Source organism: Isoptericola sp. NPDC055881 (assembly GCF_053615895.1).
The window spans coordinates 1-26,939 of record NZ_JBSHCR010000013.1; the positions used below are offsets into that span (position 1 = coordinate 1).

Consider the following 26,939-nt stretch of genomic DNA (forward strand, 5'->3'; position numbering starts at 1 on the left):
GTGCCGCGGGTGACGACCCGCGGCACCCCTCCGACGTGCTGGGCCCCGTGTCCGCGTCGACCGACCGACGTCGGCGAGGACACCGACCGGCGGGGCCGCCCGGTCTTCCCTGCTCGGGTCTGTTCCGGTGCAGCGCAGCACCTTGGTCTGTCAGGACGCTTGGCACACTATTTTTCAGAAGCTTCGGGAGCAGGCATCTCTCGGCCGAGGTCGGGCACCCCCGCGTCCACCCAGGCGCGGCGCACCTGCTCGAAGCGTGTCGGCAGCGGGGCCCGCACCGCCCCGTACCGGGCGTTGGTCCGATGCACGAAGCGTCGCCACGACAGCACCAGCCCCTGCCGGGTGATGGGCAGCCCGCTGGCGACCGTCGTGCCGTGGTCGTGCGTGTGGTGCACGGTCAGCAGCAGGGCCCGCGGGACAGAGCCCTCCAGCTCGGCCGCGAGCTCCGTGCGGACCACCATCCAGTGGCGCAGCACGAGCACCACCTCGGGCGGCAGGCGATGCTCGCGGACCGTGCGGTGCTTGCCGTGCCGCAGCACCACCCTCCCCTCCCCCGGCTCCCGCCCACCCCCGACCCGCCCCCGGCGGCTGGCCGCCGCAGCGTCGGGGCCGAGGTCGAGGTCTTCCGCCCGCACGCGCAGCAGGTCGCCGTACCTGGCGCCCGTCGCGCGCGTGAGGCCGGCGATCACGGCCAGGCGCACCACCTCGGGCTTGCCCCCTGGCCGCAGCGCCTCCACCGACAGCTCCCGCCACACCCACTCCGCCTCCTCCAGCGAGACGGTCGGCCGCGGGTAGCGCGCGACGGGCGACCCGTCCGCAGGTTCGGCAGGCGGGTCGGGGAAGCCGGCGGACGTCTCAGGGTGCTGCGTCATGGGTCGATCCTGGCGCTTGGCACACTTTTTATGGGGAGGTCGTCGGCGTGTCGCCCGACGCCGTAGCCTCGAGCGGTGAGCAGCCGCGACAGCCCCGCCCCCGCGCCGCTCCCCGGGACCCTCGCCGCGGCAGTCGACCACGAGCTGGTGGTGAAGAAGTCCCGCTTCCTCGCGCACGTGGCGCCCGTGGTGTCGGTCGAGGAGGCGGACGCCGTCGTCGCCCGGCTCCGCAAGGAGCTCTGGGACGCACGGCACCACTGCGTCGCCCTCGTCGTCGGCACGCACGCCGACCAACAGCGCTCCTCCGACGACGGCGAGCCCTCCGGCACCGCCGGGGTGCCGATGCTCGAGGTGCTGCGCCGACGGCACGTGACCGACGTCGTGGCCGTCGTGACGCGCTACTTCGGCGGCGTCCTGCTGGGCGCAGGCGGCCTGGTGCGGGCCTACTCCGGCGCGGTCGCCGAGGCGCTCGACCTCGCGGCGGCCGGAGGGCTGCTCCGTCGCCGGGAGGTGCGCACCGAGGTGACCGTGGACGTCCCCCACGCCGACGCCGGCCGGGTGGACCACCTGCTGCGCGACTGGGCCGCCACGCACGACGCGGTGCTCGAGCAGCCGACGTACGCCGCCGTCGCCCGGCTCGCCCTGCTGGTGCCCCCCGCAGCGCTCCCCCGGCTCCGCGACGACCTCGCCGCGGCGTCCGCCGGAGCCCTCGTCCCCGAGCCGGGCGCCGACCGCGTCGTCGACCTCCCCGCCTGACGCTGTGGGTACGAAAACGGCGACAATTCTGAGCTGGATTCACGCCATTTTCGTACCCACAACGCTCAGGGGGTGACGCCCTCGGCGGTGACGGTGGCGCCGTCGGGCACGGCGGCGCGTCGGCCCTCGTCGGGCAGCGCGGCGTCCCCCTCCGCACGCACCCCGGCACCGAACGTCCAGTCCCCGTCGACCGTGAGCGACGTCGCGGCACGCAGCGACGGCGCCCCCGCCGCGAAGCGCTCGTCGAAGCGCGAGATCGTCTTGTAGGTCTTCGACAGCGTCACCAGCGGCACGTCGACCTGGGCGACCAGCCGGTAGTCGTCCGTCACCTCGTACACGTCCGAGCGCATGAGCAGCAGGTCGCTCGTCGTCTTCACGGGCAGGAAGCGCTCGCGCCCCACCTCGATCGCCGTGGCCCCCTCGAACACGGCCACGGCCGCACCCATCGCCGACTCGATCTGCACGACGGCGGGCGAGGACGCGTCCGTCGGGTCCACGGTCTTCTCGTTGCGGATCAGGGGCAGCTCCAGCACGCCACCGGTGCGCTCGAGCTCCGCGGCCAGCGCCTCGAGGTCGAACCACAGGTTGTTCGTGTGGAAGTACGGGTGCACCGACGGGTCCAGCGACACCTCGACGTCGTCGGGGTGGGTCTGCGCCGTCTCCCGCTGCACGATGCGCCCGTCGCTCTTGCGCACCACGAGCTGCCCGCCCTTGACGTCCGCCGGGGACTTGAGGCACATCTCCGCCGCGTAGGGCGCGCCCGAGGCGGCGAACCAGGCAGCGATCACGCCGTCGGGCGCGGCGCCCAGGTTGTCCGAGTTGGAGACGCTCGCGTACCGGAAGCCGGCGTCCAGGAGGGCGCGCACGACGCCCGAGGCGTGGAGCGCCGGGTACAGGTCCCCGTGACCGGGCGGGCACCACTCGAGCGTCGGGTCCGCGGGCCACTCGACCGGTTCGAGGTCGTCCGCGCGCAGCTTGGGCTCGCGGTTCTGCAGGAAGTCCAGGGGGAGGTCGTCGGTGGCGAGGTCGGTGTACGGCGCGAGCGCGGCGAGCGTGTCGTCGCGGGTGCGGAAGGAGTTCATGAGCACCAGCGGCAGCCGGGCGCCCGTGGCCTCTCGCGCGGCCCGCACCTGGCGGACGATGACGTCGAGGAAGCTCAGCCCGTCCTCGCCGCCGCCCGGCGCGTCGTCCCGCACCGTCAGCAGCGACTTCGCCCGGTCCATGCCCATCGACGTGCCGAGCCCGCCGTTGAGCTTGATGATCGCGGTCCGGGCCAGCGCGTCCCGTGCCTCGGCGTCCGAGACGTCGAGGTCGGCGTGCCGCGGCAGGTCGACCAGGGGGTCGACGTCGGCCTCGCGCACCAGGCCCGTCTCGCCGGACTCGAGGAGGTGGTAGAAGCGGGTGAAGGTCTCGATCGCGGCGGGGGCGACGCCCTCCGCCGTCATCTTCTCTCGGGCCAGGGCCAGTCCGCGGTCGCTCATGAGCAGCACCCTAGCCGGGGCCGCGCGCCGCCGAGCGGCCGTCCGCGCCCTACTCGAAGCGGGACGGGTCGCCCGCGCCCACGCGCACGACCTCGGGGTATCCCTCCGACCAGTCGACGACGGTGGTGGGCTCGGCCACCACCTCGCCGCCGTCGACGACGGCGTCGACCACGTGGTCGAGCTCCTCCTTGACCTGCCACCCGTCGGTCAGCGGCTGCTCCTGGTCGGGCAGAATCAGCGTGGACGACAGCAGCGGCTCGCCCAGCTCGCGCAGCAGCGCCTGCACGATCGGCGAGGACGGGATACGCACACCGATCGTCCGCTTCTTGGGGTGCGCGAGCCGCCGCGGGACCTCGGCCGTGGCCGGCAGGATGAACGTGAAGGGGCCGGGGGTGGCGGACTTGATGGCGCGGAACGCCGTGTTGTCGAGCCGCACGAGCTGTCCGAGCTGCGCGAAGTCGGCGCACACGAGCGTGAAGTGGTGGCCCGCGTCGAGATGGCGGATCTGGCGGATCCGCTCGGTGCCGTCGTGCTGACCGACCCGGCAGCCCAGGGCGTAGCCGGAGTCGGTCGGATAGGCGATGAGCGCACCGTCGTTCAGCATCGCGACGACCTGCCCGACCGCCCGGGGCTGAGGGTCGACCGGGTGGACGTCGAAGTAGCGGGCCATGCCCGGAAGCGTATCCCCGGGCCGCGCTCCCCCACCCGGCGAACGCGACGCGCCCGCGGGGCCCGTCAGTCCGCCAGGGCGCGGCGCAGCTCGGTCTCGCTCGCGTTGCCGCCCGAGCAGACGACGCCCACCCGCCGGCCGGCGAACTGCCCCGGGTGGCTGAGGACGGCGGCCAGGGCCGCGGCGCCCGCACCCTCGGCGACGGTGCGCGCACCCGTGAGGTAGGCACGCTGGGCGGCGGCGATCGCGTCGTCGTCCACGAGCAGGAAGTCGGCGAGCCGGTCGCGCAGCACGGCCTGGGTGAGCGCGAAGCCGCACCCGACGGCAAGCCCCTCGGCGCGCGTGGAGTTGGGGGCGGTGCGCAGCTCGCCGGCGCGCCAGGAGTCGTGGGCGGCCGGGGAGGCGGCGGCCTGCACGGCGACCACCCGGAGCCCGGGCTCCAGCGCGGCGGCGACGAGACACGCGGCCGCGGCACCGGAGCCGCCGCCGACCGGGACGACGAGGACGTCGAGGTCGGGGGCCTGCTCGAGGAGCTCGAGGGTGGCCGTCGCGACGCCGGCGACGAGGACGGGCTCGTTGGCGGCACCCACGAGCCGCGCGCCGCTGGTGGCGGCGACCCGACCGGCCTGCTCGCGGGCGTCGTCGAAGGTCTCGCCGTACAACAGGACCTCGGCACCGAGCTCGCGCACCGCGCGCTCCTTGAGCGGGTTCGGGTGGTGGGGCATCACGATCGTGCAGGGGGTGCCGGTGTGCCGGGCGGCGTACGCGAGGGCCTGCGCGTGGTTGCCGGTCGAGTACGCGACGATGCCGCGGCGACGTTCGTGGTCCTCGAAGCCCAGGAGGAGGTTGAGCGCGCCGCGCACCTTGAACGCGCCGGTGTGCTGGAGGTTCTCGTGCTTGACGACGAGGTCGACGCCGGCCGCGCCCGCGGCGGCGGCCGCGCGGTCGAGCTCCGGGTGGCGCAGCGCCGGCGTGCGGACCACGAGCCCGTCGATCCGCCGCGCGGCGGCCAGCACGTCCCGCATCGTCGGGGGCGCCGGCACGTCGCCGGAGGGCGGGGGTCCGGGCACGGAGGTCGAGGTCGTCATCATGGCAGCATCGCGCGCGGACGACTGATAGGTCCAATGCCTGTTCTGACTACCCGTCATAGGCACTGTCGATGTGTCGTCGTAGGCTGGCTCCGTGTCCGTCGAACCCGCTCCCCCGCCACACCTCGATCTCACCCGGCTGCGCGTGCTCGCCGCCGTGGCGCGCACCGGCTCGGTGACCGCCGCCGCCCGCGAGCTCCACTACGCGCAGCCGTCCGTGAGCCACCACCTCGCGCGGCTCGAGGCGGAGGCAGGTCTCCCCCTGCTCCAGCGCGCGGGCCGCGGCGTGCGCCTCACCGAGGCCGGCCGGCTGCTCGCGGCGCGGTCCGAGGAGATCCTGGGCCGGGTCGAGGGCGCGCGCCGCGAGCTCGACGCGCTCGCCGGGCTGCGCGCGGGGCGGGCCCGGCTGGCCGCGTTCCCGTCGGCGCTGGCGACGCTCGTGCCCGCCGCGGTCGCCGGGCTGCGTGCCGCGCACCCCGGTCTCGGCGTCGGGCTGGTCGAGGCCGAGCCGCCCGAGGCGGTGGCCGCGCTCCAGGCCGGTGACGTCGACGTCGCCCTCGTCTTCCAGCACACCGACTCCCGGCACGCGCGCCCCGCGATGGACCTCTCACGGTTCGAGGTCACCGTCGTCCACACGGAACCGATCGCCCTGGTCCGGCGGGCCGCCGACGGGCCTGCCGACGGGCCTGCCGACGGACCTGGGGCCGACGCCGACCCGCCACCGTTGACGGACCTGCGGGACGCCGCGTGGATCGCCGGCTGCGAGCGCTGCCGTGCCGACCTGGTGGCTCGGTGCGCGACGGCGGGCTTCTCGCCTCGCATCGCGTTCGAGACCGACGACTACGTGGCCGTCCAGGCGCTCGTCGCCTCCGGCGTGGGGGTGAGCCTGCTGCCGTCGCTGGCCCTGCGCGCGCACCGCAACCCCGACGTCGTCGCGCAGCACCTGCCGGGTGCGACGCGGCAGGTGCTCGCGCTCACCGTGGGGGCGCCTACGCCGGCGGCGCACGCCCTGGTCCAGCGGCTGGTCGAGGCGGGCGGCGCCGGCCGCGACTAGCGTGGGGTGGTGCCTGCGCAGCTCCTGGCCGCGCCGCCCGCCGAGCCGTCCCCCGGGCTCCCCTCCGTGCTTCCGCCGGGGCTCGCGACCTGGTTCGAGGGGTGGTGGGCCACCACGGACTACGACGTCGCGCGCGAGGTGCTGCAGCGCGGCGTCGCGGTCCTGCTGTGCCTGGCGTTCGTGCAGGCCCTCGCGCAGTTCCGCCCTCTGCTCGGGGAGCGTGGGCTGCTGCCCGTGCCGGCGTTCACGGCACGGGTCCGGTTCCGCCAGGCTCCCTCGCTGTTCCACGCGCACTACTCGGACCGCTTTCTCGTGGTGGTCGCGGGCCTCGGTACGGCGGGCGCCGCGGCTGTCGTCGTCGGGCTGCCGCAGGCGGGTCCCTGGTGGGTCACGACGCTGGTGCTGCTGGGGCTGTGGGCGGCGTACCTCTCGGTCGTCTCCGTGGGGCAGCGCTTCTACGGCTTCGGCTGGGAGACCCTGCTGTGCGAGCTGGCGTTCCTCGCGGCATGGTTCGGGTCGCCGGCGGTGCCCGTGCCGTTCCTGCTGGTCCTGGCGGCGCGGTGGTTGCTGTTCCGGGTGGAGCTGGGCGCCGGCCTGATCAAGTGGCGCGGCGATCCGGCGTGGCGCGACCTCACCGCCCTCGACTACCACCACGAGACGCAGCCCATGCCCGGGCCGTTCAGCTGGCACGCCCATCACCTGCCGCGCTGGTGGCATCGCACGGAAGTGGTGGGCAACCACGTGACGCAGCTGCTCGTCCCGTGGCTGCTGTGGCTGCCGCAGCCCCTGCCGAGCGTCGCGGGCGGCGTCGTCGTGCTGACGCAGGGGTGGCTCGTCCTCACCGGCAACTTCGCGTGGCTGAACTGGGCCACGATCGTCCTGGGTGCGGCCGCGGTGTCCGACGGCGTGTGGGACGCCCTGCTCGGCGGGCTCGGCGCGGCGGCTCCCGTGCCGGTGCCGGGCACGCCGGCCGGGTACCTGGTCGTCGTGGCGGTGGTCGCCCTGCTGCTGGCCGCCCTGTCCGTGCGGCCCGCGCTCAACCTCGCGTCCCGGCACCAGAAGATGAACGCGAGCTTCGAGCCTCTGCGCCTCGTCAACGCGTACGGGGCGTTCGGCAGCGTCACCCGCCGCCGGGACGAGGTGGTGGTCGAGGGCACCCTGGCGGACCACCCCGGACCCGACGACTGGCGCGAGTACGGGTTCCGCGGCAAGCCCGGCGCGGTCGACCGTCGCCCGCCGCAGGTGGCGCCGTACCACCTGCGGCTCGACTGGGTCCTGTGGTTCGTGCCGCTGGGCGCCTCCGGCCCGTGGATCGCGCGCCTGTGCCTGCGGCTCCTGGAGGCCGACCCGGCCACCCTGCGCCTGCTGCGGCGCGACCCGTTCGACGGGGCCGCACCCCGCTGGGTGCGCATGCGGCTGTACCGCTACCGCTTCACGACGCGCGACGAGCGCCGCCGCTCGGGCGCCTGGTGGGTGCGCCACGAGCTGGCGACGCTCGTCGACCCGGTGGACCTGACGGCCCTGTCGCGGCTGCGGTGACGGGACGGTGACCGCGACGGTGGCCGTCAGACCAGCGAGTCCTGCCAGGCGGCGTTGAGGGCGGCGTAGTGCCCGTCCCCCGCGGCCAGGTCGGCGGGCGTCCCGTCCTCGATCACGCGGCCGTGCTCCATCACGAGCACGCGGTCGGCGATCGCCACCGTCGACAGGCGGTGCGCGATGATGATCGCGGTCCGGTCGGCCAGCAACGTCTGCAGGCCGTGCTGCACCAGCCGCTCGCCGGGGATGTCGAGCGACGAGGTCGCCTCGTCGAGGACCAGCACCGCGGGGTCGGCGAGGAACGCGCGCGCGAAGGAGAGCAGCTGCCGCTGCCCGGCGGACACGCGCCCGCCGCGCTTGTTCACGTCGGTGTCGTACCCCTCGGGCATGTCCATGATGAACTCGTGCGCCCCGACGGCCCGGGCCGCCGCCTCGATGTCGGCCTGCGGGGCGCCCGGCCGGCCGAGCGCGATGTTCTCCCGCACGGACCCGCTGAAGAGGTACGCCTCCTGCGTCACCATGACCACGGCGCGCCGCAGGTCCGGGGTCGACAGGTCGCGCACGTCCACGCCGTCGAGCAGCACCCGGCCCTCGCTCGCGTCGTAGAACCGGGTGACGAGCTTCGCGAGGGTGGACTTGCCGGCGCCCGTGGTCCCCACCAGCGCGACGGTCTGCCCCGCCGGGATGGCGAGGTCGAGGTCGGGCAGCACCACCGGGCCGTCGCCGTAGCGGAACGTGACGTCCTGCAGGTGCAGGGCGCCTCGCGCGTGCGGCAGCGACACCGGACGGCGGGGCTCGACCACCGTCGGCTCCTCGGCCAGCAGCCCGGACACCTTCTCCAGCGCGGCCGTGGCGGACTGGAACGAGTTGTAGAACATGCCGAGCTGCTGGATGGGCTGGAAGAACCGCTTCACGTACAGCAGGGCGGCGACGAGCACGCCGACGTCGAGAGCGCCGGAGAACACGCGCCACCCGCCCACGGCGAGGGCCAGGGCGACCGCCACGTTGCCGATGAGCACCAGGCCCGGCTGGTAGCGGCCGTTGACGCTGAAGATCCGCAGGTTGGCGTCGCGGTACTCCTCGCCGAGCTTGTCGTACTCGGCCTCGGTGGTCGACTCCCGGCGGAACGCCTGGACGGCCCGCATGCCCGTCATCGTCTCGACGAACTTCACGATGAGCCGGGCGGACGTCGTGCGCTGCTCGCGGTAGAAGACCTGGGAGTGCTTCTGGAACCAGCGGGTCAGGAGCCAGGCCGGGACGAGGGCGACGGCCAGCACGAGGCCCGAGCGCCAGTCGAGCAGGAACAGGCTCAGGCCCGTGAAGACCATGAGCATCAGCGAGGACACGACGCCCGTGAGACCGCCGTCGAGCAGCTCGCGCAGCGCCTCGAGGTCGGACGTCTGGCGACTGATGATGCGGCCCGACGTGTACGACTCGTGGAACTCCAGGCTGAGCAGCTGCGTGTGCCGGAACACCCGCCGGCGCAGGTCCAGGAGCACCCCCTGGGCGATGCGCGCCGCCTGCCGCACGTACGCGCCGGCGCACAGGCCGCCCACGACGGCCGCGACGAGGTAGGCGGAGCCGACCAGCACCAGGGTGCCGACGTCGCCGTCCATCAGGTCGGGCACGGCCTCGTCGATCGCGAGGGACACGAGCCACGGACCGGCCACCTGGCCGAGCGTGGAGGCGACGACCAGGACGCCGGCGACGCCGAGGGCGCCGCGTCGGGGCCGCAGCATCTCGCCGAGCAGACGCATCGAGCGGGACCGGACGGCGCGCGAGGTCTCCTTGTCGAGCCGGGTGGCGTCGTCCGAGGTCGCGTCGGTGGGACGACGGCGCGCGTCGGTCACGTCGGCGGCGTCGGCGGGCTGGGCGGGATCGGCGGGACCAGCGGGACCGGGCGTGGTGGGGCGGCTCACCGGTTGACCTCCTCGGTCTGGGTCTGCTCGGTCTGGGTCTGCTCGGACGGCTCCCGGTCGGCGTGCTCGGCGCACTCCTCCCAGTCCTGCTCGAGGCTGGAGATGACGTGCCGGTAGTGGGCGTCCGTCGCGAGCAGGTCGCTGTGGGTGCCCACGGCCGTGATCCGCCCGTCCTGGAGCACCGCGACGCGGTCCGCGAGCGCCACGGTGGAGGGGCGGTGGGCGATGACGAGGCTCGTGGTGCGGTCGAGCACGGCCCGCAGCCGGGTGGTGACGGCTTCCTCGGTCGCGACGTCGAGCGCGGACAGCGGGTCGTCGAGCACGAGCACGGCGGGTCGGGCGGCGATGGCGCGGGCGAGGGCGAGGCGCTGGCGCTGCCCGCCGGACAGGGACAGCCCTTCCTCCCCGATCCGCGTCTCGACCCCCTGCGGCAGGTCGGCGACGAAGCCGGCCTGGGCCACCTCGAGGGCCTCGTGCAGGCGACGCTCCCGTTCGGTCTCGGGCACGGCCTCCGGTCCTTCCTCGGGGACGCCGAGCAGCACGTTGTCCCGCACGGACGCGGAGAACAGCGTCGGGTCCTCGAAGGCGACCGCCACGGCGCGTCGCACGTCGTGGCGACGCATGCGCCGGACGTCCACGCCGTCGAGCAGGACCTCGCCGCCGGTGACGTCGAAGATGCGCGGCACCATCATCGCGAGGGTGGACTTGCCGGAGCCGGTGAGCCCCACGAGGGCGGTGGTCGTGCCGACGGCCAGGTCGAGGTCGACGTGCTCGAGCACGGGGTGGGCGGAGTCCTCGTACCGGAACGACACGTCGCGCAGCTCCAGCCGGCCGTGGGACTCGCCGACGTCGACGGGGTCGGTGGGGTCGGCGAGCGGGTTCGGGGTCTCCATGACCTCGAAGAAGCGGTCGACCGCGGTCCGGGCGTTCAGCGTCATCGAGAGCGTCATGCCGAGGTCGATCACCGGGCCGTTGATCACGGCGGCGGTGAGGAAGAACGCGACGAGGCTGCCGACCGTGATCTGGCCCTGCGCGGCCAGGACCGTGCCGAGCACGAGGCACACCGCGAGGGTGATCTCGGGGATGAGCTGCAGCGCGGTGGTGACGGTGGCCTGGTTGCCCGCCTTGCGGATCTCGGTCTGCCGCAGCTCCTCGGCCTGGTCGGTGAACGACTCGAGGGCGTCGCGGCCGCGGCCGAAGGCCTTGAGGACGCGGATGCCGTGCACCGACTCCTCGACGGTGGTGGCGAGGTCGCCCGACTGGTCCTGCGACAGCCGCGCGATGACGCGGTAGCGGCGCGAGAAGCGGAACGCGATGACCGTGACGGGGATCGCGCCCGCGAGGTACACGAGGCCGAGCCAGCCGGCGGTGGCCAAGAGGATCCCGACGCCGACGACGATCGTCACGGCGCTGACCACGAGCTGCAGGAGGCCGAAGATCAGCCAGCGGCGCAGCAGGCCGAGGTCGCCCATGATGCGGCTGAGCAGCTGGCCGCCCGGCCACCGGTCGTGGAAGGCGACCGGCAGGTCCTGCAGGTGGCGGAAGAGCGACATGCGCATCTCCGCCTCGATCCGCGTGCCGGGGTACATCACGAGGTTGCGGCGCAGCAGGACGAAGCCGGCCTCGGCGACGCCGAGCACGAGGACGAGGACGACGGGGACCACGAGGGCGCCGAGGTCGTGCGCCGCGGCGCCCTCGGCGAGCGGGCCCTCGACGAGCTCCTGGAGCACGCGCGGGATCGCGAGCGCCGCGAGGCTGGCGCCCAGCGCGGAGAACAGGCCGCCGACGAGGCGGGGCACGGCCGGCCGGACGTACGGGTAGAGCCGCCGGACGGACGCGATCGTCGAGAGCTCGGAGCCCGCGGGTGCGGCGGGGGCGGCTGCGCCGGGCGGGCCGGCGGACCCGCCCGGCGGGGTGCCGGGCGCAGCGGGTCGACGGGATGCGGAGGAGGCGGAGCTCCTCCGGGGACTGTCGGAGGGATCGGCGCTGCTGGCGCCTCGGCTGCTGCTGCGCGGTGCGCGCGTGGTGTCGGGCATCACAGTCATTCTCTCACCGGCCGCCGACACCCTTGCCCCGGTCACCCGGCATGTCACCCGATCGGGACACCGCTTACCGTCGTCCGGCGTGCCGGGAGCGCCGCGTCCTGCCCCGGAACGTCGCCCTGCTCGCGCTGCCCGGTCTGGTCGAAGAACGCCAGCTCGTGCCTGCACGACCCGTGGAAGGCTGCGGCCATCCGCTCCTGGACGACCGGGCCGGCAGCGCCGGCGACACGGCGGAGGATCGCGACGGCCTGCCGGGTCGCGGCGGCGAACGCCTCGTCGGCGTACGTGCCCAGCCAGGCCGAGTACGGATGGCCCGGGCGGTCCAGGGCCGCCAGCCGCTCGCCGACGTCCTGGTAGATCCAGTAGCAGGGCAGGACGGCCGCCACGAGGGCCGCGTAGTCGTCGCCGGCGGCACGCAGGTGCTCCAGGTAGGCGGCCGTGGTGGCGCTGGCCGGGACGTCCCGGGGCTCGCCCCCCAGCCAGCGCGTGTGCAGGTCGAGCTCGGTGACGAGCGCACCGTGGGCCCCGCCCGCCCAGAAGGCCTGCTCGGCGCGGGTGGGTGCGAGCTGGCTGGCGCGGGCGAGGCAGCGCGCGTACTCGCGCAGGTAGATCGCGTCCTGCTCCAGGTAGGTGCGGAAGTGCCCGGGGGCGAGCGACCCGTCACCGAGAGCACGCACGAAGGGCAGGTCGTCGACGGCCGCACGCACGGGTGCCGCGTGGTCCCACCAGCGCGCGACGACGTCCCGCCCCGCCGGGCCACCGTCTGGTTCTGGAGCCGGTGCTGGAGCCGGCTCGGGAGCCACGGCGCCGGACGACGTGCTGCCCGCCAGGTGGTCGACCGGACCGTGCCCGGCGCCGACCCGCAGCGCCTCCCCCGCACGGATCGCCGCGGTGAGCCACGCCTTCGTGCCACGCAGGGCCTCGGCCCAGTCGCCGGTGCGGACGTACCGGACGGCCAGGCCGCTGGACAGCGAGCAGCCCGTCCCGTGCGTGGCCGTGGTGCGGACGCGCTCGCCCGGGACCTCGACCAGCACGCCGTCCGGGCCCACGAGCGCGTCCGGCGCGCCGGCGTCGGCACCGGCACGCGCGCGGGACCCGTCGAGGTGCCCGCCCTTGGCGAGGACGAGCACGTCGTACCGGGCGGCGAGACGCCGCGCCTGCCGGAGCGCCGCGGCCCAGTCGGCGGCGGGCGGTTCCTCGGCGAGCACGGCGAGCTCCGGCAGGTTCGGGGTGACGACGTCGACCCGGGGCAGCAGGTCCCGCACCGCACGCTCGGCCGCCGCGTCGAGCAGACGGTCGCCGCTGGTGGCCACCATCACCGGGTCCAGCACCACCGGGGGGCGCGACGACGTGGCGCCGCGCGGCAGCCCGTCCAGCCAGGCCCCCACGGCGCGCGCGACGGGCGCGGACGCGAGCATGCCGATCTTCACGGCGTCGATCGCCACGTCGTCGGCCACCGCCTCGAGCTGCGCGGTGAGGAACTCCGCCGGCGGGACGTGCACGCCGCGCACGCCCCGGGTGTTCTGCGCCGTCAGCGCGGTGAGCGCCGCCATCCCGTACCCCCCGGCCGCTGCGACGGCCTTGAGGTCCGCCTGGATCCCGGCTCCCCCCGACGGGTCGGAGCCGGCGACCGCGAGCACGCGGGGCCGGCGAGGGGCGGCTGTGGTGGCGGCGAGCGGGCCGCAGCCCACGCCGGTGGAGACCTCGGTGGAGTCGGAGCTGTCGTGACGCGCGCGCACGCTCATGTCGACATCCCTTCGCTAGTACGAGCTAGATCAGGTTCGACGGGTGTGATCTCAGCGTCTCGTCGCCGGCCGGGGCCGACGGGCGAGAGGCACCCCGTGTCGTTCGGCGTCACGGTAGCCCACCGCCCGCGGGGACCGCTCGCCCGTCCGCCAGGGAGCTCCCCCGCCCGGGATAGGGTGCGGGGGTGTCCGTGGTCGTCCGTCGTGTGCGCGAGCTTCTCGTCACCGGCACGACGCTCAGCATCGCGGCCGCCGCGCACCTCGTGGCCGGTGGCACGCTGCCCGGCACCCCCCTGGCCTGGCTGGTCGTCCTGGCGCTGTCCGCGCCGCTGGCCGTGTGGACCGCGCGCCGTCGCCTGACGCTGCGCCGCCTGCTGCCCGCCATGGTCGCGCTACAGCTCGTGCAGCACACCGCGCTGTCGGTCCTCGGCGCGGGCGGCGGCGGGACCGGCTCGGCCACCGCCCTGACGGGGCACGCCGCCCACGACCTCGGCCCTGGCTCCCTGCCGCCGGCGACCGCCGCGATGCTCCATCACCACGCCGCCGTGGGCGGGACGGCCTCCTGGATGCTCGCCGCGCACGCCGCCGCCGTCGTGCTCACGGCCCTGCTGCTCGCGGCCGGTGACCGGGCCGCCGCCAACGTCGTCGCCCACCTGCGGCACGTCGCCGTCCTGGTGCAGAGCGCGCCGGCGCTGCCCGTGGCACGCCGGCGGACGGTCGTCAGCGCCGCAACCTGGAGCCCGCGACCCGGGAACGCCCGCCGCCGCCCCGCGCCTCGCGGGCCCCCGCGGCTGTCCGGCGCCCTCCTGCGCGCCGCCTGAGCCTGCCCTGGTCCGAGGTCGGACGAGGGCAGGTCCCTCGTCGTCCCACGACTCTCGACACTCTGGAGCAGACAGCCATGTCCACGACCACCCCTGCCCGGCGCACGCGCCGCCTCGCCGGCACCGCCGCCCTCGCCCTCCCCGCGCTCGTGCTGGCGGCCGGCGCCGCGTCGGCGCACGTGACGGTGACGCCCGACTCGGCCGAGGCCGGCGCGTACGCCACCTTGACCTTCAAGGTCCCCAACGAGTCCGCCGACGCCTCGACCACCCGGGTGAAGGTCACCCTGCCGTCCGACACCCCGTTCACCAGCGTGTCGGTCGAGCCGGTGCCGGGCTGGACCGCGAAGGTCACGCAGGCTCCCCTGCCCGAGCCCGTCGAGGTGCACGGCACCGAGGTCACCGAGGCGCCCGCGGCCGTGGTGTGGACCGCCGACGACGCCGACGCCGCCATCGCGCCGGGCGAGTTCCTCCGCTTCACCGTGTCGGCGGGAGCCGTCCCCGAGGGGGTCGACGCCCTCACGCTGCCGGCCACGCAGACGTACTCCGACGGGGAGGTCGTCCAGTGGGACCAGGAGGCGACCGGCGACACCGAGCCCGAGCACCCCGCTCCGGTGCTGCACGTCGAGCCTGCGACCACCGAGGGCGGGCACGGGGACGCCGCGTCGGCGGGCACGGGGGGCACGGCGGCCACGGCCGACGCCGGTGACGGGTCGGACGACACGCTGCCCCTCGCGCTGGGCGCCGCCGGGCTCGGCCTCGGGCTCGTGGGCGCCGTGACGGGTGTCGTCGCACTGGCCCGCACGCGGACCCGGACGGCGCAGCGGTGACGCCGCGCGGACGGGACGCGCGCCGCGGCGGAGCCCGGCGCACGCTGCTCGCGGGCATCGGTGCGCTCGGGCTCGCCCTGGCCGGCGCGGTCGGCGCGGCCGCGCCCGCGAGCGCCCACAACGTCGTGGTCGGCTCGACCCCCGAGGCGGGCTCCACGGTCACCCAAGTGCCTGACACCGTCGACATCACGTTCGACGACGTCGTGCTGAACCTGTCCGCGGACGGGTCCAGCACCGTGGTCTCGGTGACGGATCCCGCCGGAGCCGAGCGCGCCACCGGGTGCCCCACCACCCAGGACCGGACGGTGTCGGTGCCGGTGTCGCTCGGTCCGGCGGGCACGTACACCGTCGACTGGCGCATCGTGTCGGCCGACGGTCACCCGACCAGCGGGAAGTTCTCGTTCACGTACGACCCGCCGGCCGGGTCGTCCCCGGCCGACCCGACGTCACCGGCGTCCCCGGCAGCGGGGTCGGAGGCCTGCGGCGCGTCGGCGGCGCAGCCCGACGGCCAGGACGCCGGGGCCGGCGCGGACGAGGGCGGGGCGTCGGACCTGGTCGTGGTGCTCGGCATCGCGGGCGGGGTGGTGGTCCTCGCGGGCGCTGCCGTCCTCGTGGCGCTGCGCGTGGCGCGCCGGCGCGGCTGACGCGACCCGCCCGGACCTGTGCGAAGGACGACCGGGGGCGACGTGGTCGGGCAGACGCCCGGTCGCGTCGCCCCCGGCTCTCCACGCCGGGCGGACGCCGCCTACGATGCCGACCATGGATGCGGGGCAGATCGTCGGGATCGCGACGGGCGTCGTCGTGGTGGTGGTGCTGGTGACGGCGGTGGCCGTGTGGGCGGCGCGCCGCCGGAGCGCCGCACGCCAGCGGGTGTCGGCGCGGGAGGCGGAGCTGGGTCGGCTCGGCGCGGAGGCCGGTTCGGCGCTGGTGCGCACCGACGAGCGGGCCCGCCTCGCGGAGGACGAGCTCGCGTTCGCGGTGGCCGAGCTCGGTGAGCGCGAGACCCGCGACCTCGCCCCGTCCCTGCGGCGGGCGCGGGAGCGTCTCGGCGAGGCGTTCCACCTCAACCAGCTGCTGCACGACGAGATGCCGGACACCGACGAGCAGCGGCAGGAGTGGTCGGCGCGGGTCGTCGACCTGTGCCGCTCGGCCGGCGGCTCCCTGGACGAGCTCGACCGCGGCCTGGCCGGGCTGCGGCAGACCGTGCGGGCGACGCCGGACGTCGTCGCCCGCGTGGACGGCGAGCTGGCGCGGGTGCGCGAGGCCATCCCCGCCGCGCGCGCGGACCTCGAGCGGCTGCGGGGCCAGTACGCCGAGCGGGCGCTCCTGCCCGTCGCGGACAACCCGGACCAGGCGGAGCGGCTCCTCGAGTTCGCGGGCCGCAGCGCGGCCGCGGCGCGCAAGCGGCTGACGACCCAGCAGGTGGCCGAGGCCGGCGCCGCAGCGCGGGCGGCCGAGGAGGCCGTGCGCCGCGCGGAGGGCCTGCTGCGCGCCGTCGACGACTACGAGGCCGAGGCGCTGCGCGCCGAGGCGGCCCTGGGGGCGATCGTCGCCGAGTCGCGGACTGAGCTCGCCCAGGCGCGCGCCCTGCCGGCCGCGGAGCGGGCGGGCCGGATCGACGGGGCGGTCGACGCGCTGGAGAGCGCCCTCGCGGCGCTGCCCGCCCCCGGCGAGCCGGGCGACCCGGTCGACGCGCTGACCCGCGTGCGCGAGGCCAACACCGCGCTCGACGACGCGGTGGCCGAGCGGGCAGAGCGTGACGAGCGCGTCCGGCGGGCCGTCGCCCGCCTCGGTCCCGCGCTCGACGACGCGGAGCGGCAGCTCGTGGCCGCGCGGTCCGTCGTCGACGACTACCGCGCACCCGTGGGGCCGGACGCGCGCACGCGCCTCGCGGAGGCCGAGCGCGAGGTGGCGCAGGCGCGCACCGCCGACGACCCCGAGCGCGCGTTCTCGGCGGCGCGGCGGGGTGCCGCCCTGGCCGCGGAGGCCGCGACGCTGGCTCACCGCGACATCGCACGCGCCGGCCAGGGGCAGCGGTGGGACGGGGGCTACAACGGCGGGTACGGCGGGTACGACGGCGGCTGGCAGGGTGACCGCCGTCGCGGGGGCCGGAGCGGCTCGGACGTCTTCGGCGCCGTGCTGGGCGGGATGGTGCTCGGCGGGATCCTCGACGACGTCGGGGACCTCGGGGACATGTTCGACTGACCGGTCCGGCGGGTTGGCGCGACGGACGGTGCGTGCCACCGACGCCGTGCGGTGCGAAGGAGGACGGGATGACCACCACGGTGCGACGCCGCGTGCGGGTGCACGGCCGCGTGCAGGGCGTCGGGTTCCGCTGGGCCGCCCGCCAGGCTGCGCTCCGGGCGGGCGTCGCAGGACTGGTCCGCAACCTCCCGGACGGCACCGTCGAGGCCGAGGTCGAGGGCACGGAGGAGGCCGTCGCCGCCATGCTCGAGTTCCTGCGTGCGGGCCCGACCGCGGCCGTCGTCACCGGCATCGACGTCGAGGACCTGCCGACGCGCGGCGAGACGGCGTTCGAGGTCAGCGGCTGACGCCTGGCGACGCGGTCGGCACGCGTGCCACGACGACCTCGATGACCCCGGCGCGAGACCGCTCGTGCGCCTCGACCTGCAGCCCGCGGTCCTCCACCCACCGCGCGGGACGACGGCCGAAGTGCTCCCCCGCGAGCGGGACGCTCACCACGTCGGCCACCACCTGCAGCGCCCGCACCGGCCAGACGGTCGACGCGACGTGGTCGGCCAGCAGGAGCCGGCCCCCCGGACGCAGCACCCGCGTCATCTCGGCCAGCGCGGCGCGGTCGTCGCCGATCGCGCACAGCGAGAACGTGCAGACCACGGTGTCGAAGGAGCCGGTCGGCAGGTCGAGGTCCTGCGCGTCGCCGAGGCGCAGGTCGAGGTCGTCCAGGCCCAGCTCCGCGGCGCGGCGGCGCGCGACGTCCAGCATCCCCGGGCTCCACTCGACGCCGGTGTACGCGCCGTCCCCCGCGACGACCGCGCGGGGATAGTGCGGCAGGTTGAGCCCGGTGCCCACCGCCACCTCGAGCGTGCGTCCCTCGGCGCGGCCGCACAGCGCCCGGCGCACGTCGGGGAACATCCGCCGCTCGACCGCGGCGAACGCGCGGTCGTAGCCGTTCGCCTCGCGGTCCCACCGTCGGCGCAGGCGCGCCGCGCGCGGGGTCGTGGCTCCGTCGTCGCTGGTCACCGGTCCACCCTGGCACGCGCGGACGTCGCACGACATCCCTCGGGGCACGGGGTGCCCACCGGACCGCCCGCGGGCCGCGACCGGCCGCACGACCACGTACCATCGCGCACGTGACGAGTCCCACCCACGCCCGACCCCCCCGCCGCCGAGGCGTCGGCAGCGCCGTGGTGGGCGGCGTCGGCGAGCTGCTCATCACCCTGGGCGTGGTGCTCGGGCTCTTCGTGGTCTGGCAGCTGTGGTGGACCTCGGTGGAGGCGAACGCCCAGGCGCAGGAAGCCGTGCAGGAGTTCCGCGCCACGCTGCCACCGGCCAACCCCACGAAGGCGGAGCTGCGCACGGACGACCCGCCCGTCCCCGACAAGGCCGGCTACGGCGAGACGATCGGCACCCTCATCGTGCCCCGCTGGTACGGGCTGACGAACAACGCCATGCCGATCGCCGAGGGCACCGGCATGGACGTGCTCGACCAGGCCAAGGCGGGCCACTACGAGTCGTCGCAGCAGGTGGGCGACATCGGCAACTTCGCGCTCGCCGGCCACCGGCGCACCCACGGCAACTCGTTCCGGCACGTCGACGAGCTGCGGGAGGGCGACCAGGTCATCGTCGAGACGGCGAAGACGTGGTACGTCTACGAGGTCACCAGCCACGAGATCGTCACCCCCGACCAGGTCGACGTCGTGGCACCGGTCCCCCACCATCCCGACCAGAAGCCGACGGAGCGGCTGCTCACGCTCACCACGTGCCACTCCCTGACGCTCGGCGAGTACGGCAACGACCACCGCTGGATCACCTACGCGAAGTTCGTCGGCTGGATGGACCGCGCCGACGGCACCCCCGACCAGGTCCGCTGAGGCAGGAGTCGACATGTACGCGTGGATCTTCCGCCACCTGCCGGGCAACGTGTTCTGGCGTGTCCTGCAGTCGCTGGTGCTCGTCGCCGCCGTCGTGGCGGTCCTGTTCCTGTGGGTGTTCCCCGCGATCGCCCCCTACCTGACGTTGCTGGAGGGCGACCCCGCCGTCGGCTGAGGACCCGTCGGCCGAGAACCCCAGCGTCAGCTGCTCTGCCGCACCACCAGCTCCGGGTCGAAGAGCACCTCCTCGCGCGCCGTGCCGGGGTGGTCGATCTCGCGCAGCAGGATCTCGGCCGCGGTGGTGCCGATCGCCCCCGCGGGCTGGCGCACCGTGGTCAGCGGGACGGCGCCGGTCGTGGCGAACGGGATGTCGTCGTACCCGACGAGGGCCACGTCCTGCGGCACGCGCACCCCGCCGTCGAGCAGGGCGCGCACGAGACCCAGCGCGTGCGTGTCGTTGCCGGCGAGCACCGCGTCCGGGCGGTCGGCCGGCGCGGCCGCGGCGATCCGGCGCCCGACCGCGGCCCCCTCGTCGAGGCCCAGGTCGTCCGCGTGGTCGACACGCAGCGACGCGCCGGGCGTCGCCGCCACCACGTCGCGCACCCCCTGCAGACGGCGCCGGGTCTGCTGCACGCGGGCGGTCCCGGTCGCGACGAGCAACCGGCGACGTCCGCCGTCGACCAGGTGCTGCGCCGCCAGCCGCCCGCCCTCGCGGTGGCGCAGCGAGACCGTCGAGAGCCGCTGCGCCGGGTCCTGCTGGTCCACGACGACCACCGGCTGGCCGCGGTCCTTGCGCGCGACCAGCCCCGCCATGTGGGCGTCCGACGGGGCGACGACCATGCCGTCGAAACGCAGCTGCTCGAACAGCGCGACGAGGCGCTCCTGCTGGTCCGGGGACTCGTGGGTGCTGCCCGTGACGAGGGTGAGGCCGGCCCGCGCGACCACACGCTCGACGGCGCGCACGACATCGGCGAAGAACGGGTTGGAGGCGTTGATGACCGACACGCCGACGATGCCCGACCGCTGCCACCGCAGCTGGCGTGCCGACAGGCTGGGGACGAACCCGAGCTGCTCGACGGCGGCGCGGATGCGCGCCGTCGTCGCGGGCGCCACCTTCTCCGGCCGGTTGAGGTAGTTCGAGACGGTCGCGGCCGACACGCCCACGTGCCGGGCGACGTCATGGATGGTCACCACGGCCGCACCCCCGTCAGGATGGCCTCATGACCTCGGGATCGACGGCCGCGGCGCCGACGCCGCGCTTCGGCATCAAGCTCACGCAGGACGCGCCGGTCGGCACGTTCCGTCAGGTATGGAGCACGGCCGACGAGGCCGGCTTCGACCACGTCTGGGTCCTGGACCACCTGGCCTCGCTCGGCGCGGACGACTCGCGCCCGATCTACGACGCCTGGGCCATGCAGGCGGCGATGGCGGTGGCCACGTCGCGCGTGCGGATCGGCTGCATGGTCTCGGGCAACTCCTACCGGCACCCGGTGATGCTGGCCAAGCTCGCCACGACGGTCGACCAGCTGTCCGGCGGGCGGCTCGAGCTCGGCATCGGCGCCGGCTGGAACGAGCACGAGCACACGATGTACGGCCTCGACCTGGGCAGCGTGCGCACCCGGATGGACCGCCTCGAGGAGTCGCTGCAGATCCTCAGGTCCTTGTGGACGCGGCCGCGCACCACGTTCGACGGCGCCCACTACCGGCTCACCGACGCGGTCGCCGAGCCCAAGCCCGTCCAGCGCCCGCACCCGCCGATCTGGGTGGGCGGCTCCGGACCGCGGCGCACCCTGCGGCTGGTGGCGCAGTACGCCGACGCCTGGAACGACACCTCCAGCACGCCGGAGCAGGTCGCCGCCCTCGGCGACGTGCTCGACCGGCACTGCGCCGACGTCGGTCGCGACCCGGCGCAGATCCGCCGCACCGTGCAGCTCCGGCTGCGCGAGCACGCCCTGGCCGACCTGCCGGGACTGGTCGAGCGCTACCAGGCGGCCGGGGTCTCGGAGTTCGTGGTGGTGCTCTCCTCCGGCGAGCACGCGCTGCGCGAGCTCGACGACGTCGCCGCCGCGCTCCCGCGGCTGCGCGGCGCCGTCTGACGACGGGCGCGTGGCCATCACGCCGCCCCCGCCTGCGCGGCGTGCAGGGTGGCGTACCGGGCGCCGCGGCGCATCAGCTCGTCGTGGCTGCCCACCTCCACGACCCGCCCGTGCTCCAGGACGACGATGCGGTCCGCGGCCCGCACGGTGGACAGCCGGTGCGCCACGACCAGGGTCGTGCGGTCGCGCATGAGCCGGTCCAGGGCGTCGCGCACCGTGGCCTCCGCCTCCGGGTCCAGGGCGCTGGTGGCCTCGTCGAGGAACAGGATGCGCGGGTCCCGCACCAGGGCGCGGGCGATCGCCAGCCGTTGCCGCTGCCCGCCGGACAGGCGGGCGCCCCGCTGACCCACCACGGTGTCCCAGCCGTCCGGCAGCGCGTCGACGAACTCGAGCGCGTTGGCGTCGCGCAGCGCCGCCCGGACACGCTCGTCGGTCACCCCGTCGTCGCCGGCATCGCCGGCGTCCAGGCCGTAGGCCACGTTCTCGCGGATCGTCCCCTCGAAGAGCACCGACTCCTGCGGCACCACGGAGACCGACCGCCGCACCGTCCGCAGGTCGAGGTCGGCCATGTCGGCACCGTCGAGCAGGAGGCGGCCCGCGGTGGGCCGCACGAACCCCAGCACGAGGTTGAGCAGCGTCGACTTGCCCGAGCCGGAGGGGCCGACGAAGGCCACCGTCTCGCCCTCGCGCACCTCGAGGTCGACGTCGTGCAGCGCGTCCTCGGCGGCGTCCGGGTAGCGGTGCGAGACGTGCTCGAGCCGGAGGTGCCCGCGCACCGCCCCGACCTGGCGACGCCCCTCGTTCTGCTCGAGGTCGGGCTCCGCGAGCACCTCGGCGATCGAGCGCACCGACTCCACGCCGCGCGCCGTGACCGGCACGAGGTTGAGCACCTGTGTCAGGCCCTGGGTCAGGAGGCCGAAGTACGTCGACAGCAGCACCACCTCGCCGGGGGTCACGGCGACGATCCCGCTGAGGGACACGACCGCCGCGAGCACGAGGCAGCCCACCCCGAGCAGCTGCATCGCGACCCAGGACACGGACGCCACCCGCCCGTTGAGCAGGTCGAGGCGCAGCGCGGCGCGGCGCACCTCGTCGGCACCGTCGGCGACCCGCGACACCGCGGTGCGCTCCAGGCCGTGCGCACGGGTCACCGGGATGAGGGACGCCATCTCCCCCACCTGCGCGGAGAAGCCTTCGATCTCGCGCCGGAACTCCTCGTTGCGCGCCCGCGAGCGCCGCGCCATGGTGCGGCGCACGAGCAGCGCCGTCGGGATGGCGAGCGCGTACACCGGCAGGAACTCCGGCACCTTGATCGCCGTCATCGTGACGGCCCCGATCATCACCATCGCGGCGGACAGCAGGGGGTGGGTGGCCTGCTGCAGCATGAGCTCGACGTTCTCGACGTCGCGCACCACCTTGCTCTGCACGACGGCGGAGCTGGCTCGCGAGTAGTAGCCGATCGACAGCGCCTGCAGCCGCTCGACCAGGGCGTTGCGCAGCGCGGCGCCCGTGCCGCGCACCACGGTCATGAAGTTGCGGGTGTACACGAGGTGGTTCGGGTAGTTCTGCGCGAGGAGCACGACCGCGAGCGCGAACCACAGCAGCACGGACCGCACGGTGCCGCCCTCGGCGACGATGTCGATGACCGCTCCGGTGATCACCGGCAGGAACCACAACGGCGTCTCCTTGACCGCGAACGCGGCGAGCGCGACCGTCATGCGGCGCGGCTGGGTCCCCAGCAGGCGCAGCAGGGACCGCACCGGCCGCTGGCCGTCGAGGAGGGGTTGGTCGGACGAGCTGGCAAGGGCTTTCCGGCGCACGAATCGATTCTAGACGGCAGCGGTGACGCAGGCCCTGCGGCGCGCGCCTCGCCCCTCGGGGACGGGCACGCGCCGACGCCCGCCGGTGCGGCGCTCGCCACAGTGGCCCCCGGACGGTCGGTGGGCCCCCGCGACGCGACTAACCTGATGCCGTGGCTACCTTCTCGAGCGTGACGCGCCAGCACATCCTCCGGGCGATCGAGGAGCACGACGACCGCGGCCCCGACGCCTTCGTCGGCGTCTACGGGTTCCTCCCCACGCCGGGGCACACCTTCGTGCACGAGGACCGCACCTACGACTCCAAGGCCGTGCTCGGCGTCGCGCACAAGTACGCCACGGGCGTCCCGGCCCGTGCCGAGGACCTCGTCGACGCCAAGTGTGACGACGCCGCGATCCTGCGCAAGCACGGTTTCGTCGCCACCGCACCGGCGTCCGCGGCCCCTGCGGCCGCCCGCAAGGCCGCCGCGCCGCGGCGCAAGGCCGCGAGCGCCCCGACCCGCAAGCCCGCCGCGCCGGAGCCCGAGCTCGCGATCTGCCCGACCTGCTACACCGCGCTGCCGGCCACCGGCATCTGCGACGAGTGCGGCTGAGACTGCCGGGCGACGTGCGCAGGGTCGTCGTCGACGGCTGACGCCCGCCGGTGGTCAGGCGGTCCCGGTCGCGGCGCGCTGCCGCGCCCGCGCCGCCTGGCGGGTGAGGTGCCCGCGCTCGGCGGCGCTCGTCGCGGACTGCGCGGCGACGGCGTAGAGCCGGGCCGCCTCCCCGAGGTTCCCCGCGCGTTCGTGCAGGTAGGCGGCCGCGGCGTCGCGGCGCGGCAGGTCGCCGGGAAGGGCCTCCACGAGGCGCAGCCCGGCCAAGGGCCCGTCGACGTGCCCGACGGCGACGGCACGGTTGAGGGACACCACCGGGTTGTCGGGCTCGAGCCGGGCGAGCTCGTCGTACCACTCGAGGATCTGCGGCCAGTCCGTCTCGTCGGCGCGGGCCGCGTCGTCGTGCAGCGCCGCGATCGCCGCCTGCGCCTGGTACGGGCCGAGCCGGTCGCGCGCCAGGGCGCCCTGCAGGATCGCGACCCCCTCGGCGACGCTCGCGGTGTCCCATCGCGCGCGGTCCTGCTCGTCGAGCGGCACGAGCTCGCCGGCCTCGGTGGTGCGGGCGGCGCGGCGCGCGTGGTGCAGCAGCAGGAGCGCGAGGAGCCCGGCGGCCTCGGCGTCGTCGGGCACCGCGGCCACGAGCTGGCGGGTCAGGCGGATCGACTCGGCGGCGAGGTCGACGCCGTCGGCCGGGCTGCCCGTGAACCCCTCGTTGAAGATCAGGTACAGCACCCGCAGCACGGCGCGCACGTCCCCGGGTTCCCCGAACCGCTCCCCCGTCACCGTCCGCTTGGCGCGTGAGATGCGCTGCGCCATCGTCGCCTCCGGCACGAGGAACGCCCGTGCCACCTGCGCCGTCGTGAGACCGCCGACGGCACGCAGGGTGAGCGCGACCGACGACGCCGGCGTGAGCGCCGGGTGGCAGCAGCGGCTGAGCAGCAGCAGCGTGTCGTCGGCCTGCTCGGTGGGGCCGGACGGCGGTTCGAAGGTCACCCGCACCTCCCGCTGCACGCGGGAGGACGCCGAGCGGCGGGCGTCCACGAACTTGCGCCACGCGACCGTGACCAGCCAGCCCTTGGGGTCCTGGGGCGCGCCACCTGGCGCGTCCCAGCGCCGTACGGCCTCCAGGAGCGCCTCCTGGACGGCGTCCTCGGCGGTCGCGAAGTCGGCGCCGCGGCGGACGAGCACGCCGAGGACCTGGGGGGCCAGGTCCCGCAGCGTGTCGTCGCGCAGCAGCTCGGTCATCCCGTGACCTCGGCGTTGTCCGTGAGGAACGGGCGCACCTCGATCCACTCGTGCAGCGGACGCCCGCCCGGGCCGGGGGCCGACGACAGGTAGGCCGCCGCCTCGTGCGCCTGCTCCTGGGTCTCGACGTCGATGACCATCCAGCCCGCGACGAGGTCCTTGGTCTCGGCGAACGGGCCGTCGGTGACGGGCGGACGCCCCTCGCCGTCGTACCGCACGAACGCGCCGCGCGGGGAGAGCGCCTGAGCGTCGACGAACTCGCCGCGCTCCTTGAGGCCGTCGATCATCCGGTCCATGAACGCGATGTGCTCGCTGACCTCGTCGGGCGTCCAGCGGTCCATCGGCACGTCGGTGCCCGGCACGGGCTCGGGGTTGCCGCGGTAGTGCTTGAGGAGCAGGTACTTGGCCATGACGTCCATCCTGTCGTCGCGGGGCGGTGCGTGTCACCGCCGACACTCCCAGGACGGAGCCGGCCGACGGTTCTCGACATCGCGTTCCCGACGAGTCCTGTCCGCCGTCCGGGCGCACCGGACGTAGCGTGCGGGGGTGAGCACCCCGCAGGGGATCGAGCCCTTCACGCCGCGCACCGACCCGGCCGCGCTGACGGACCTGCGCACCCGCCTGCGTGCCACCCGCTGGCCCGACGCCCCGGACGCCGCCGGGTGGTCGCTCGGCACGGACGCCGACTACCTGCGCGAGCTGGTGGCGTACTGGGCCGAGGAGTTCGACTGGGCGGCCCAGCAGGCGGACCAGGCGCGCCTGCCGCGCTTCACCGCGCACGTCGGCGGCCTGGACGTGCGCTTCGTCCACGTGCGCGCGGCGGCCGGCTCCCGGGGAGCGGTGCCGCTGCTGCTCACGCACGGCTGGCCCGACTCCTCCTGGCGGTACCGCAAGATGGTCCCGCTGCTGACCGACCCGGGGGCGCACGGCGGCGACCCCGCCGACGCCTTCGACGTCGTCGTGCCCGACCTGCCGGGATTCGGGTACTCGCAGGCGCCCACCGACCGCATCCTCAGCTCCATCGACGTCGCGGGCCTGTGGGCCGAGCTCATGACCACCCTCGGGTACGACCGGTTCGTGGCCGCCGGCGGCGACCTGGGCAGCCACGTGAGCCGCTACCTCGCCCTCGACCACCCGGACCGCGTGATCGCGGTGCACCGCACCGACGGCGGGCTGCCGGTCTGGTCGGGAGACCTGGCGGAGCTCACGCCGCAGGAACGTGACTGGTTCGCCCAGGTCGCCGCGTGGGGCGCCACCGAGGGCGCCTACGCGGCGATCCAGCGGACGAAGCCGCAGACCGCCGCGTTCGGGCTGACCGACTCCCCGGCCGGGCTGGCCGCCTGGATCGTCGAGAAGCTGAGCTCGTGGAGCGGCGGCGACATCGCGACCGCCTACACCAAGGACGAGGTCCTCTCGCTCGTCACCGAGTACTGGGTGACCGGCACCATCGGCTCGTCGATGCGGATGTACCGCGCCAACGCGGCGATCGACCCCGCCCAGCTGGCCCGCCGGGTCGAGGTGCCCTCAGGGTTCGCACTGTTCGCGGGCGACGTCGTGACCCCGCCGCGGCAGTGGCTCGAGCGCACGACGAACCTCGTGCACCTCAGCGAGCCGCCGCGCGGGGGCCACTTCGCCGCGTTCGAGGAGCCGGAGCTGTACGCCGCGGACCTGCGGCAGTTCGTCCGCCCCTTCCGGGACACCACGGCCTGACAGGTTCGTCTCCGGCCCTCGGGCAGGTCAGCGGCCGAAGAGCCGCGCGAGGAAGCCGCCCGCGGGACGGTCGTCCGCGCCGCCCGGCGCCTGGTCGTGCCCCGGGCACCACTGTCCGGCGGGGACGGCGCGACGCACGTCGTCGACATGCTGGCCGCAGCCCTTCCAGGTCGTCTTGCCGCACTGCTTGCAGGTCACGGGGTAGCACACGAGAAGGTTCTCCAGTTCGTCGTCCGGGTCGTTCGGGTGGTTCGGGTCGTAGTTGTCGTCGTTCAGGCGAGATCAGGCGAGATCAGCCGGGAGCAAGGGTGGAGCGGCTCAGGCGAGCGTGAGGAAGAGCTTCTCCAGCTCCTCGGTGGTGAGGCCGTCCGCACCGAGGGCGTCCGGGTCGGCGAGGCACTCCTTCATCGCGGTGGACACCACCGCGAACCCTGCGCGGTCGAGCGCCGCCGAGACGGCCGCCAGCTGGGTGACGACGTCGCGGCACGAGCGTCCTTCCTCCACGGCGTCGATGACGCCGTTGAGCTGGCCGCGAGCGCGACGGAGGCGGTTGAGGATGCGGCGCTGGGCGTCGCTGTCGGTGGTGAGCATCGG

At 75.2% G+C, this 26,939-nt stretch carries 27 protein-coding genes and 1 riboswitch; of the genes, 13 read left to right on the top strand and 14 right to left on the bottom strand.

Features of this window, described 5'->3' with window-relative positions; genetic code table 11:
• Nucleotides 1–167: 167 nt before the first annotated feature.
• A complete protein-coding gene (locus ACWGKI_RS06315; protein WP_452185577.1) occupies nt 168–872 on the bottom strand; it encodes a tyrosine-type recombinase/integrase in 705 nt (234 codons plus the stop codon).
• Nucleotides 873–947: 75 nt separating this feature from the next.
• Between ACWGKI_RS06315 and ACWGKI_RS06320 the strand changes: the two genes are divergently transcribed.
• Complete coding sequence (locus ACWGKI_RS06320) at nt 948–1,628, top strand: IMPACT family protein (protein WP_452185579.1); 681 nt, start codon at nt 948–950, stop codon at nt 1,626–1,628.
• A gap of 65 nt (nt 1,629–1,693) precedes the next feature.
• Here the strand turns inward: ACWGKI_RS06320 and ACWGKI_RS06325 are convergent, their stop codons facing one another.
• From ACWGKI_RS06325 to ACWGKI_RS06335, 3 genes are all read right to left on the bottom strand, one after another.
• Nucleotides 1,694–3,109 (bottom strand): UTP--glucose-1-phosphate uridylyltransferase, encoded by a 1,416-nt coding sequence (locus tag ACWGKI_RS06325; RefSeq protein ID WP_452185581.1) that lies wholly within the window; start codon nt 3,107–3,109, stop codon nt 1,694–1,696.
• A 49-nt stretch (nt 3,110–3,158) separates the two neighbouring features.
• Nucleotides 3,159–3,779, bottom strand: a complete 621-nt coding sequence (locus ACWGKI_RS06330; protein WP_380242676.1) for an L-threonylcarbamoyladenylate synthase — start codon at nt 3,777–3,779, stop codon at nt 3,159–3,161.
• 65 nt (nt 3,780–3,844) lie between these two features.
• Complete coding sequence (locus ACWGKI_RS06335) at nt 3,845–4,867, bottom strand: threonine ammonia-lyase (protein WP_452185584.1); 1,023 nt, start codon at nt 4,865–4,867, stop codon at nt 3,845–3,847.
• 94 nt (nt 4,868–4,961) lie between these two features.
• On the opposite strand from ACWGKI_RS06335, the gene ACWGKI_RS06340 reads away from it, so the two are divergent.
• Both ACWGKI_RS06340 and ACWGKI_RS06345 read left to right on the top strand, forming a co-directional pair.
• Nucleotides 4,962–5,921, top strand: a complete 960-nt coding sequence (locus ACWGKI_RS06340; protein ID WP_452185586.1) for a LysR family transcriptional regulator — start codon at nt 4,962–4,964, stop codon at nt 5,919–5,921.
• 66 nt (nt 5,922–5,987) lie between these two features.
• Nucleotides 5,988–7,460 (top strand): lipase maturation factor family protein, encoded by a 1,473-nt coding sequence (locus ACWGKI_RS06345; RefSeq protein WP_452185691.1) that lies wholly within the window; start codon nt 5,988–5,990, stop codon nt 7,458–7,460.
• 26 nt (nt 7,461–7,486) lie between these two features.
• Here the strand turns inward: ACWGKI_RS06345 and ACWGKI_RS06350 are convergent, their stop codons facing one another.
• The 3 genes from ACWGKI_RS06350 to ACWGKI_RS06360 form a co-directional block, all read right to left on the bottom strand.
• Complete coding sequence (locus ACWGKI_RS06350) at nt 7,487–9,307, bottom strand: ABC transporter ATP-binding protein (protein WP_452185693.1); 1,821 nt, start codon at nt 9,305–9,307, stop codon at nt 7,487–7,489.
• Between the two features lie 65 nt (nt 9,308–9,372).
• Nucleotides 9,373–11,412: an ABC transporter ATP-binding protein gene (locus ACWGKI_RS06355; protein ID WP_452185588.1), complete on the bottom strand. Its 2,040-nt coding sequence runs from the start codon at nt 11,410–11,412 to the stop codon at nt 9,373–9,375.
• Between the two features lie 53 nt (nt 11,413–11,465).
• Nucleotides 11,466–13,163, bottom strand: a complete 1,698-nt coding sequence (locus ACWGKI_RS06360; RefSeq protein WP_452185590.1) for a bifunctional hydroxymethylpyrimidine kinase/phosphomethylpyrimidine kinase — start codon at nt 13,161–13,163, stop codon at nt 11,466–11,468.
• Nucleotides 13,154–13,270, bottom strand: a riboswitch (TPP riboswitch). Its footprint overlaps the gene before it by 10 nt.
• A gap of 78 nt (nt 13,271–13,348) precedes the next feature.
• On the opposite strand from ACWGKI_RS06360, the gene ACWGKI_RS06365 reads away from it, so the two are divergent.
• The 5 genes from ACWGKI_RS06365 to ACWGKI_RS06385 all read left to right on the top strand — a co-directional run bounded on the left by ACWGKI_RS06365 (nt 13,349) and on the right by ACWGKI_RS06385 (nt 17,363).
• Nucleotides 13,349–13,984 (top strand): hypothetical protein, encoded by a 636-nt coding sequence (locus tag ACWGKI_RS06365; protein WP_452185592.1) that lies wholly within the window; start codon nt 13,349–13,351, stop codon nt 13,982–13,984.
• Nucleotides 13,985–14,061: 77 nt separating this feature from the next.
• Nucleotides 14,062–14,811 (top strand): YcnI family copper-binding membrane protein, encoded by a 750-nt coding sequence (locus ACWGKI_RS06370; protein ID WP_452185594.1) that lies wholly within the window; start codon nt 14,062–14,064, stop codon nt 14,809–14,811.
• Nucleotides 14,808–15,455 (top strand): copper resistance CopC family protein, encoded by a 648-nt coding sequence (locus tag ACWGKI_RS06375; RefSeq protein ID WP_452185596.1) that lies wholly within the window; start codon nt 14,808–14,810, stop codon nt 15,453–15,455. The genes ACWGKI_RS06370 and ACWGKI_RS06375 overlap by 4 nt, the downstream gene beginning before the upstream one ends.
• A gap of 115 nt (nt 15,456–15,570) precedes the next feature.
• Nucleotides 15,571–17,016: a hypothetical protein gene (locus ACWGKI_RS06380; RefSeq protein WP_452185598.1), complete on the top strand. Its 1,446-nt coding sequence runs from the start codon at nt 15,571–15,573 to the stop codon at nt 17,014–17,016.
• A gap of 68 nt (nt 17,017–17,084) precedes the next feature.
• Nucleotides 17,085–17,363: an acylphosphatase gene (locus ACWGKI_RS06385; protein WP_380242696.1), complete on the top strand. Its 279-nt coding sequence runs from the start codon at nt 17,085–17,087 to the stop codon at nt 17,361–17,363.
• On the opposite strand, the gene ACWGKI_RS06390 is transcribed toward ACWGKI_RS06385, so the two are convergent.
• Nucleotides 17,353–18,033 (bottom strand): class I SAM-dependent methyltransferase, encoded by a 681-nt coding sequence (locus tag ACWGKI_RS06390; protein ID WP_452185601.1) that lies wholly within the window; start codon nt 18,031–18,033, stop codon nt 17,353–17,355. The genes ACWGKI_RS06385 and ACWGKI_RS06390 overlap by 11 nt on opposite strands.
• 110 nt (nt 18,034–18,143) lie before the next feature.
• Between ACWGKI_RS06390 and ACWGKI_RS06395 the strand changes: the two genes are divergently transcribed.
• Both ACWGKI_RS06395 and ACWGKI_RS06400 read left to right on the top strand, forming a co-directional pair.
• Nucleotides 18,144–18,884, top strand: a complete 741-nt coding sequence (locus ACWGKI_RS06395) for a class E sortase (RefSeq protein WP_452185603.1) — start codon at nt 18,144–18,146, stop codon at nt 18,882–18,884.
• A 13-nt stretch (nt 18,885–18,897) separates the two neighbouring features.
• Nucleotides 18,898–19,059 (top strand): hypothetical protein, encoded by a 162-nt coding sequence (locus ACWGKI_RS06400; protein ID WP_380242702.1) that lies wholly within the window; start codon nt 18,898–18,900, stop codon nt 19,057–19,059.
• Between the two features lie 26 nt (nt 19,060–19,085).
• Here ACWGKI_RS06400 and ACWGKI_RS06405 read toward each other — a convergent pair whose 3' ends face one another.
• Nucleotides 19,086–20,078 carry a LacI family DNA-binding transcriptional regulator gene (locus ACWGKI_RS06405; protein ID WP_452185605.1) on the bottom strand — a complete coding sequence of 331 codons (993 nt, stop codon included), beginning with the start codon at nt 20,076–20,078 and terminating at the stop codon, nt 19,086–19,088.
• A gap of 26 nt (nt 20,079–20,104) precedes the next feature.
• Here ACWGKI_RS06405 and ACWGKI_RS06410 point away from each other — a divergent pair, with 26 nt between their 5' ends.
• Nucleotides 20,105–20,980: an LLM class F420-dependent oxidoreductase gene (locus tag ACWGKI_RS06410; protein WP_452185607.1), complete on the top strand. Its 876-nt coding sequence runs from the start codon at nt 20,105–20,107 to the stop codon at nt 20,978–20,980.
• 17 nt (nt 20,981–20,997) lie between these two features.
• Here the strand turns inward: ACWGKI_RS06410 and ACWGKI_RS06415 are convergent, their stop codons facing one another.
• Complete coding sequence (locus tag ACWGKI_RS06415) at nt 20,998–22,800, bottom strand: ABC transporter ATP-binding protein (protein ID WP_452185609.1); 1,803 nt, start codon at nt 22,798–22,800, stop codon at nt 20,998–21,000.
• A 152-nt stretch (nt 22,801–22,952) separates the two neighbouring features.
• Between ACWGKI_RS06415 and ACWGKI_RS06420 the strand changes: the two genes are divergently transcribed.
• Complete coding sequence (locus tag ACWGKI_RS06420) at nt 22,953–23,390, top strand: hypothetical protein (RefSeq protein ID WP_452185611.1); 438 nt, start codon at nt 22,953–22,955, stop codon at nt 23,388–23,390.
• 54 nt (nt 23,391–23,444) lie between these two features.
• Here the strand turns inward: ACWGKI_RS06420 and ACWGKI_RS06425 are convergent, their stop codons facing one another.
• Together ACWGKI_RS06425 and ACWGKI_RS06430 are read right to left on the bottom strand one after the other, a co-directional pair.
• Nucleotides 23,445–24,635 (bottom strand): RNA polymerase sigma factor, encoded by a 1,191-nt coding sequence (locus ACWGKI_RS06425; protein WP_452185613.1) that lies wholly within the window; start codon nt 24,633–24,635, stop codon nt 23,445–23,447.
• A complete protein-coding gene (locus ACWGKI_RS06430; protein ID WP_380242715.1) occupies nt 24,632–25,045 on the bottom strand; it encodes a YciI family protein in 414 nt (137 codons plus the stop codon). Before ACWGKI_RS06430 ends, ACWGKI_RS06425 begins: the two co-directional genes overlap by 4 nt.
• 136 nt (nt 25,046–25,181) lie before the next feature.
• Here ACWGKI_RS06430 and ACWGKI_RS06435 point away from each other — a divergent pair, with 136 nt between their 5' ends.
• Nucleotides 25,182–26,345, top strand: coding sequence for an epoxide hydrolase family protein (locus ACWGKI_RS06435; RefSeq protein WP_452185615.1), 1,164 nt, complete (start codon nt 25,182–25,184; stop codon nt 26,343–26,345).
• Between the two features lie 27 nt (nt 26,346–26,372).
• Here the strand turns inward: ACWGKI_RS06435 and ACWGKI_RS06440 are convergent, their stop codons facing one another.
• Nucleotides 26,373–26,555, bottom strand: a complete 183-nt coding sequence (locus tag ACWGKI_RS06440; RefSeq protein WP_380242720.1) for a hypothetical protein — start codon at nt 26,553–26,555, stop codon at nt 26,373–26,375.
• A 108-nt stretch (nt 26,556–26,663) separates the two neighbouring features.
• Nucleotides 26,664–26,936 (bottom strand): metal-sensitive transcriptional regulator, encoded by a 273-nt coding sequence (locus ACWGKI_RS06445; RefSeq protein ID WP_380242722.1) that lies wholly within the window; start codon nt 26,934–26,936, stop codon nt 26,664–26,666.
• Nucleotides 26,937–26,939 lie beyond the last annotated feature (3 nt).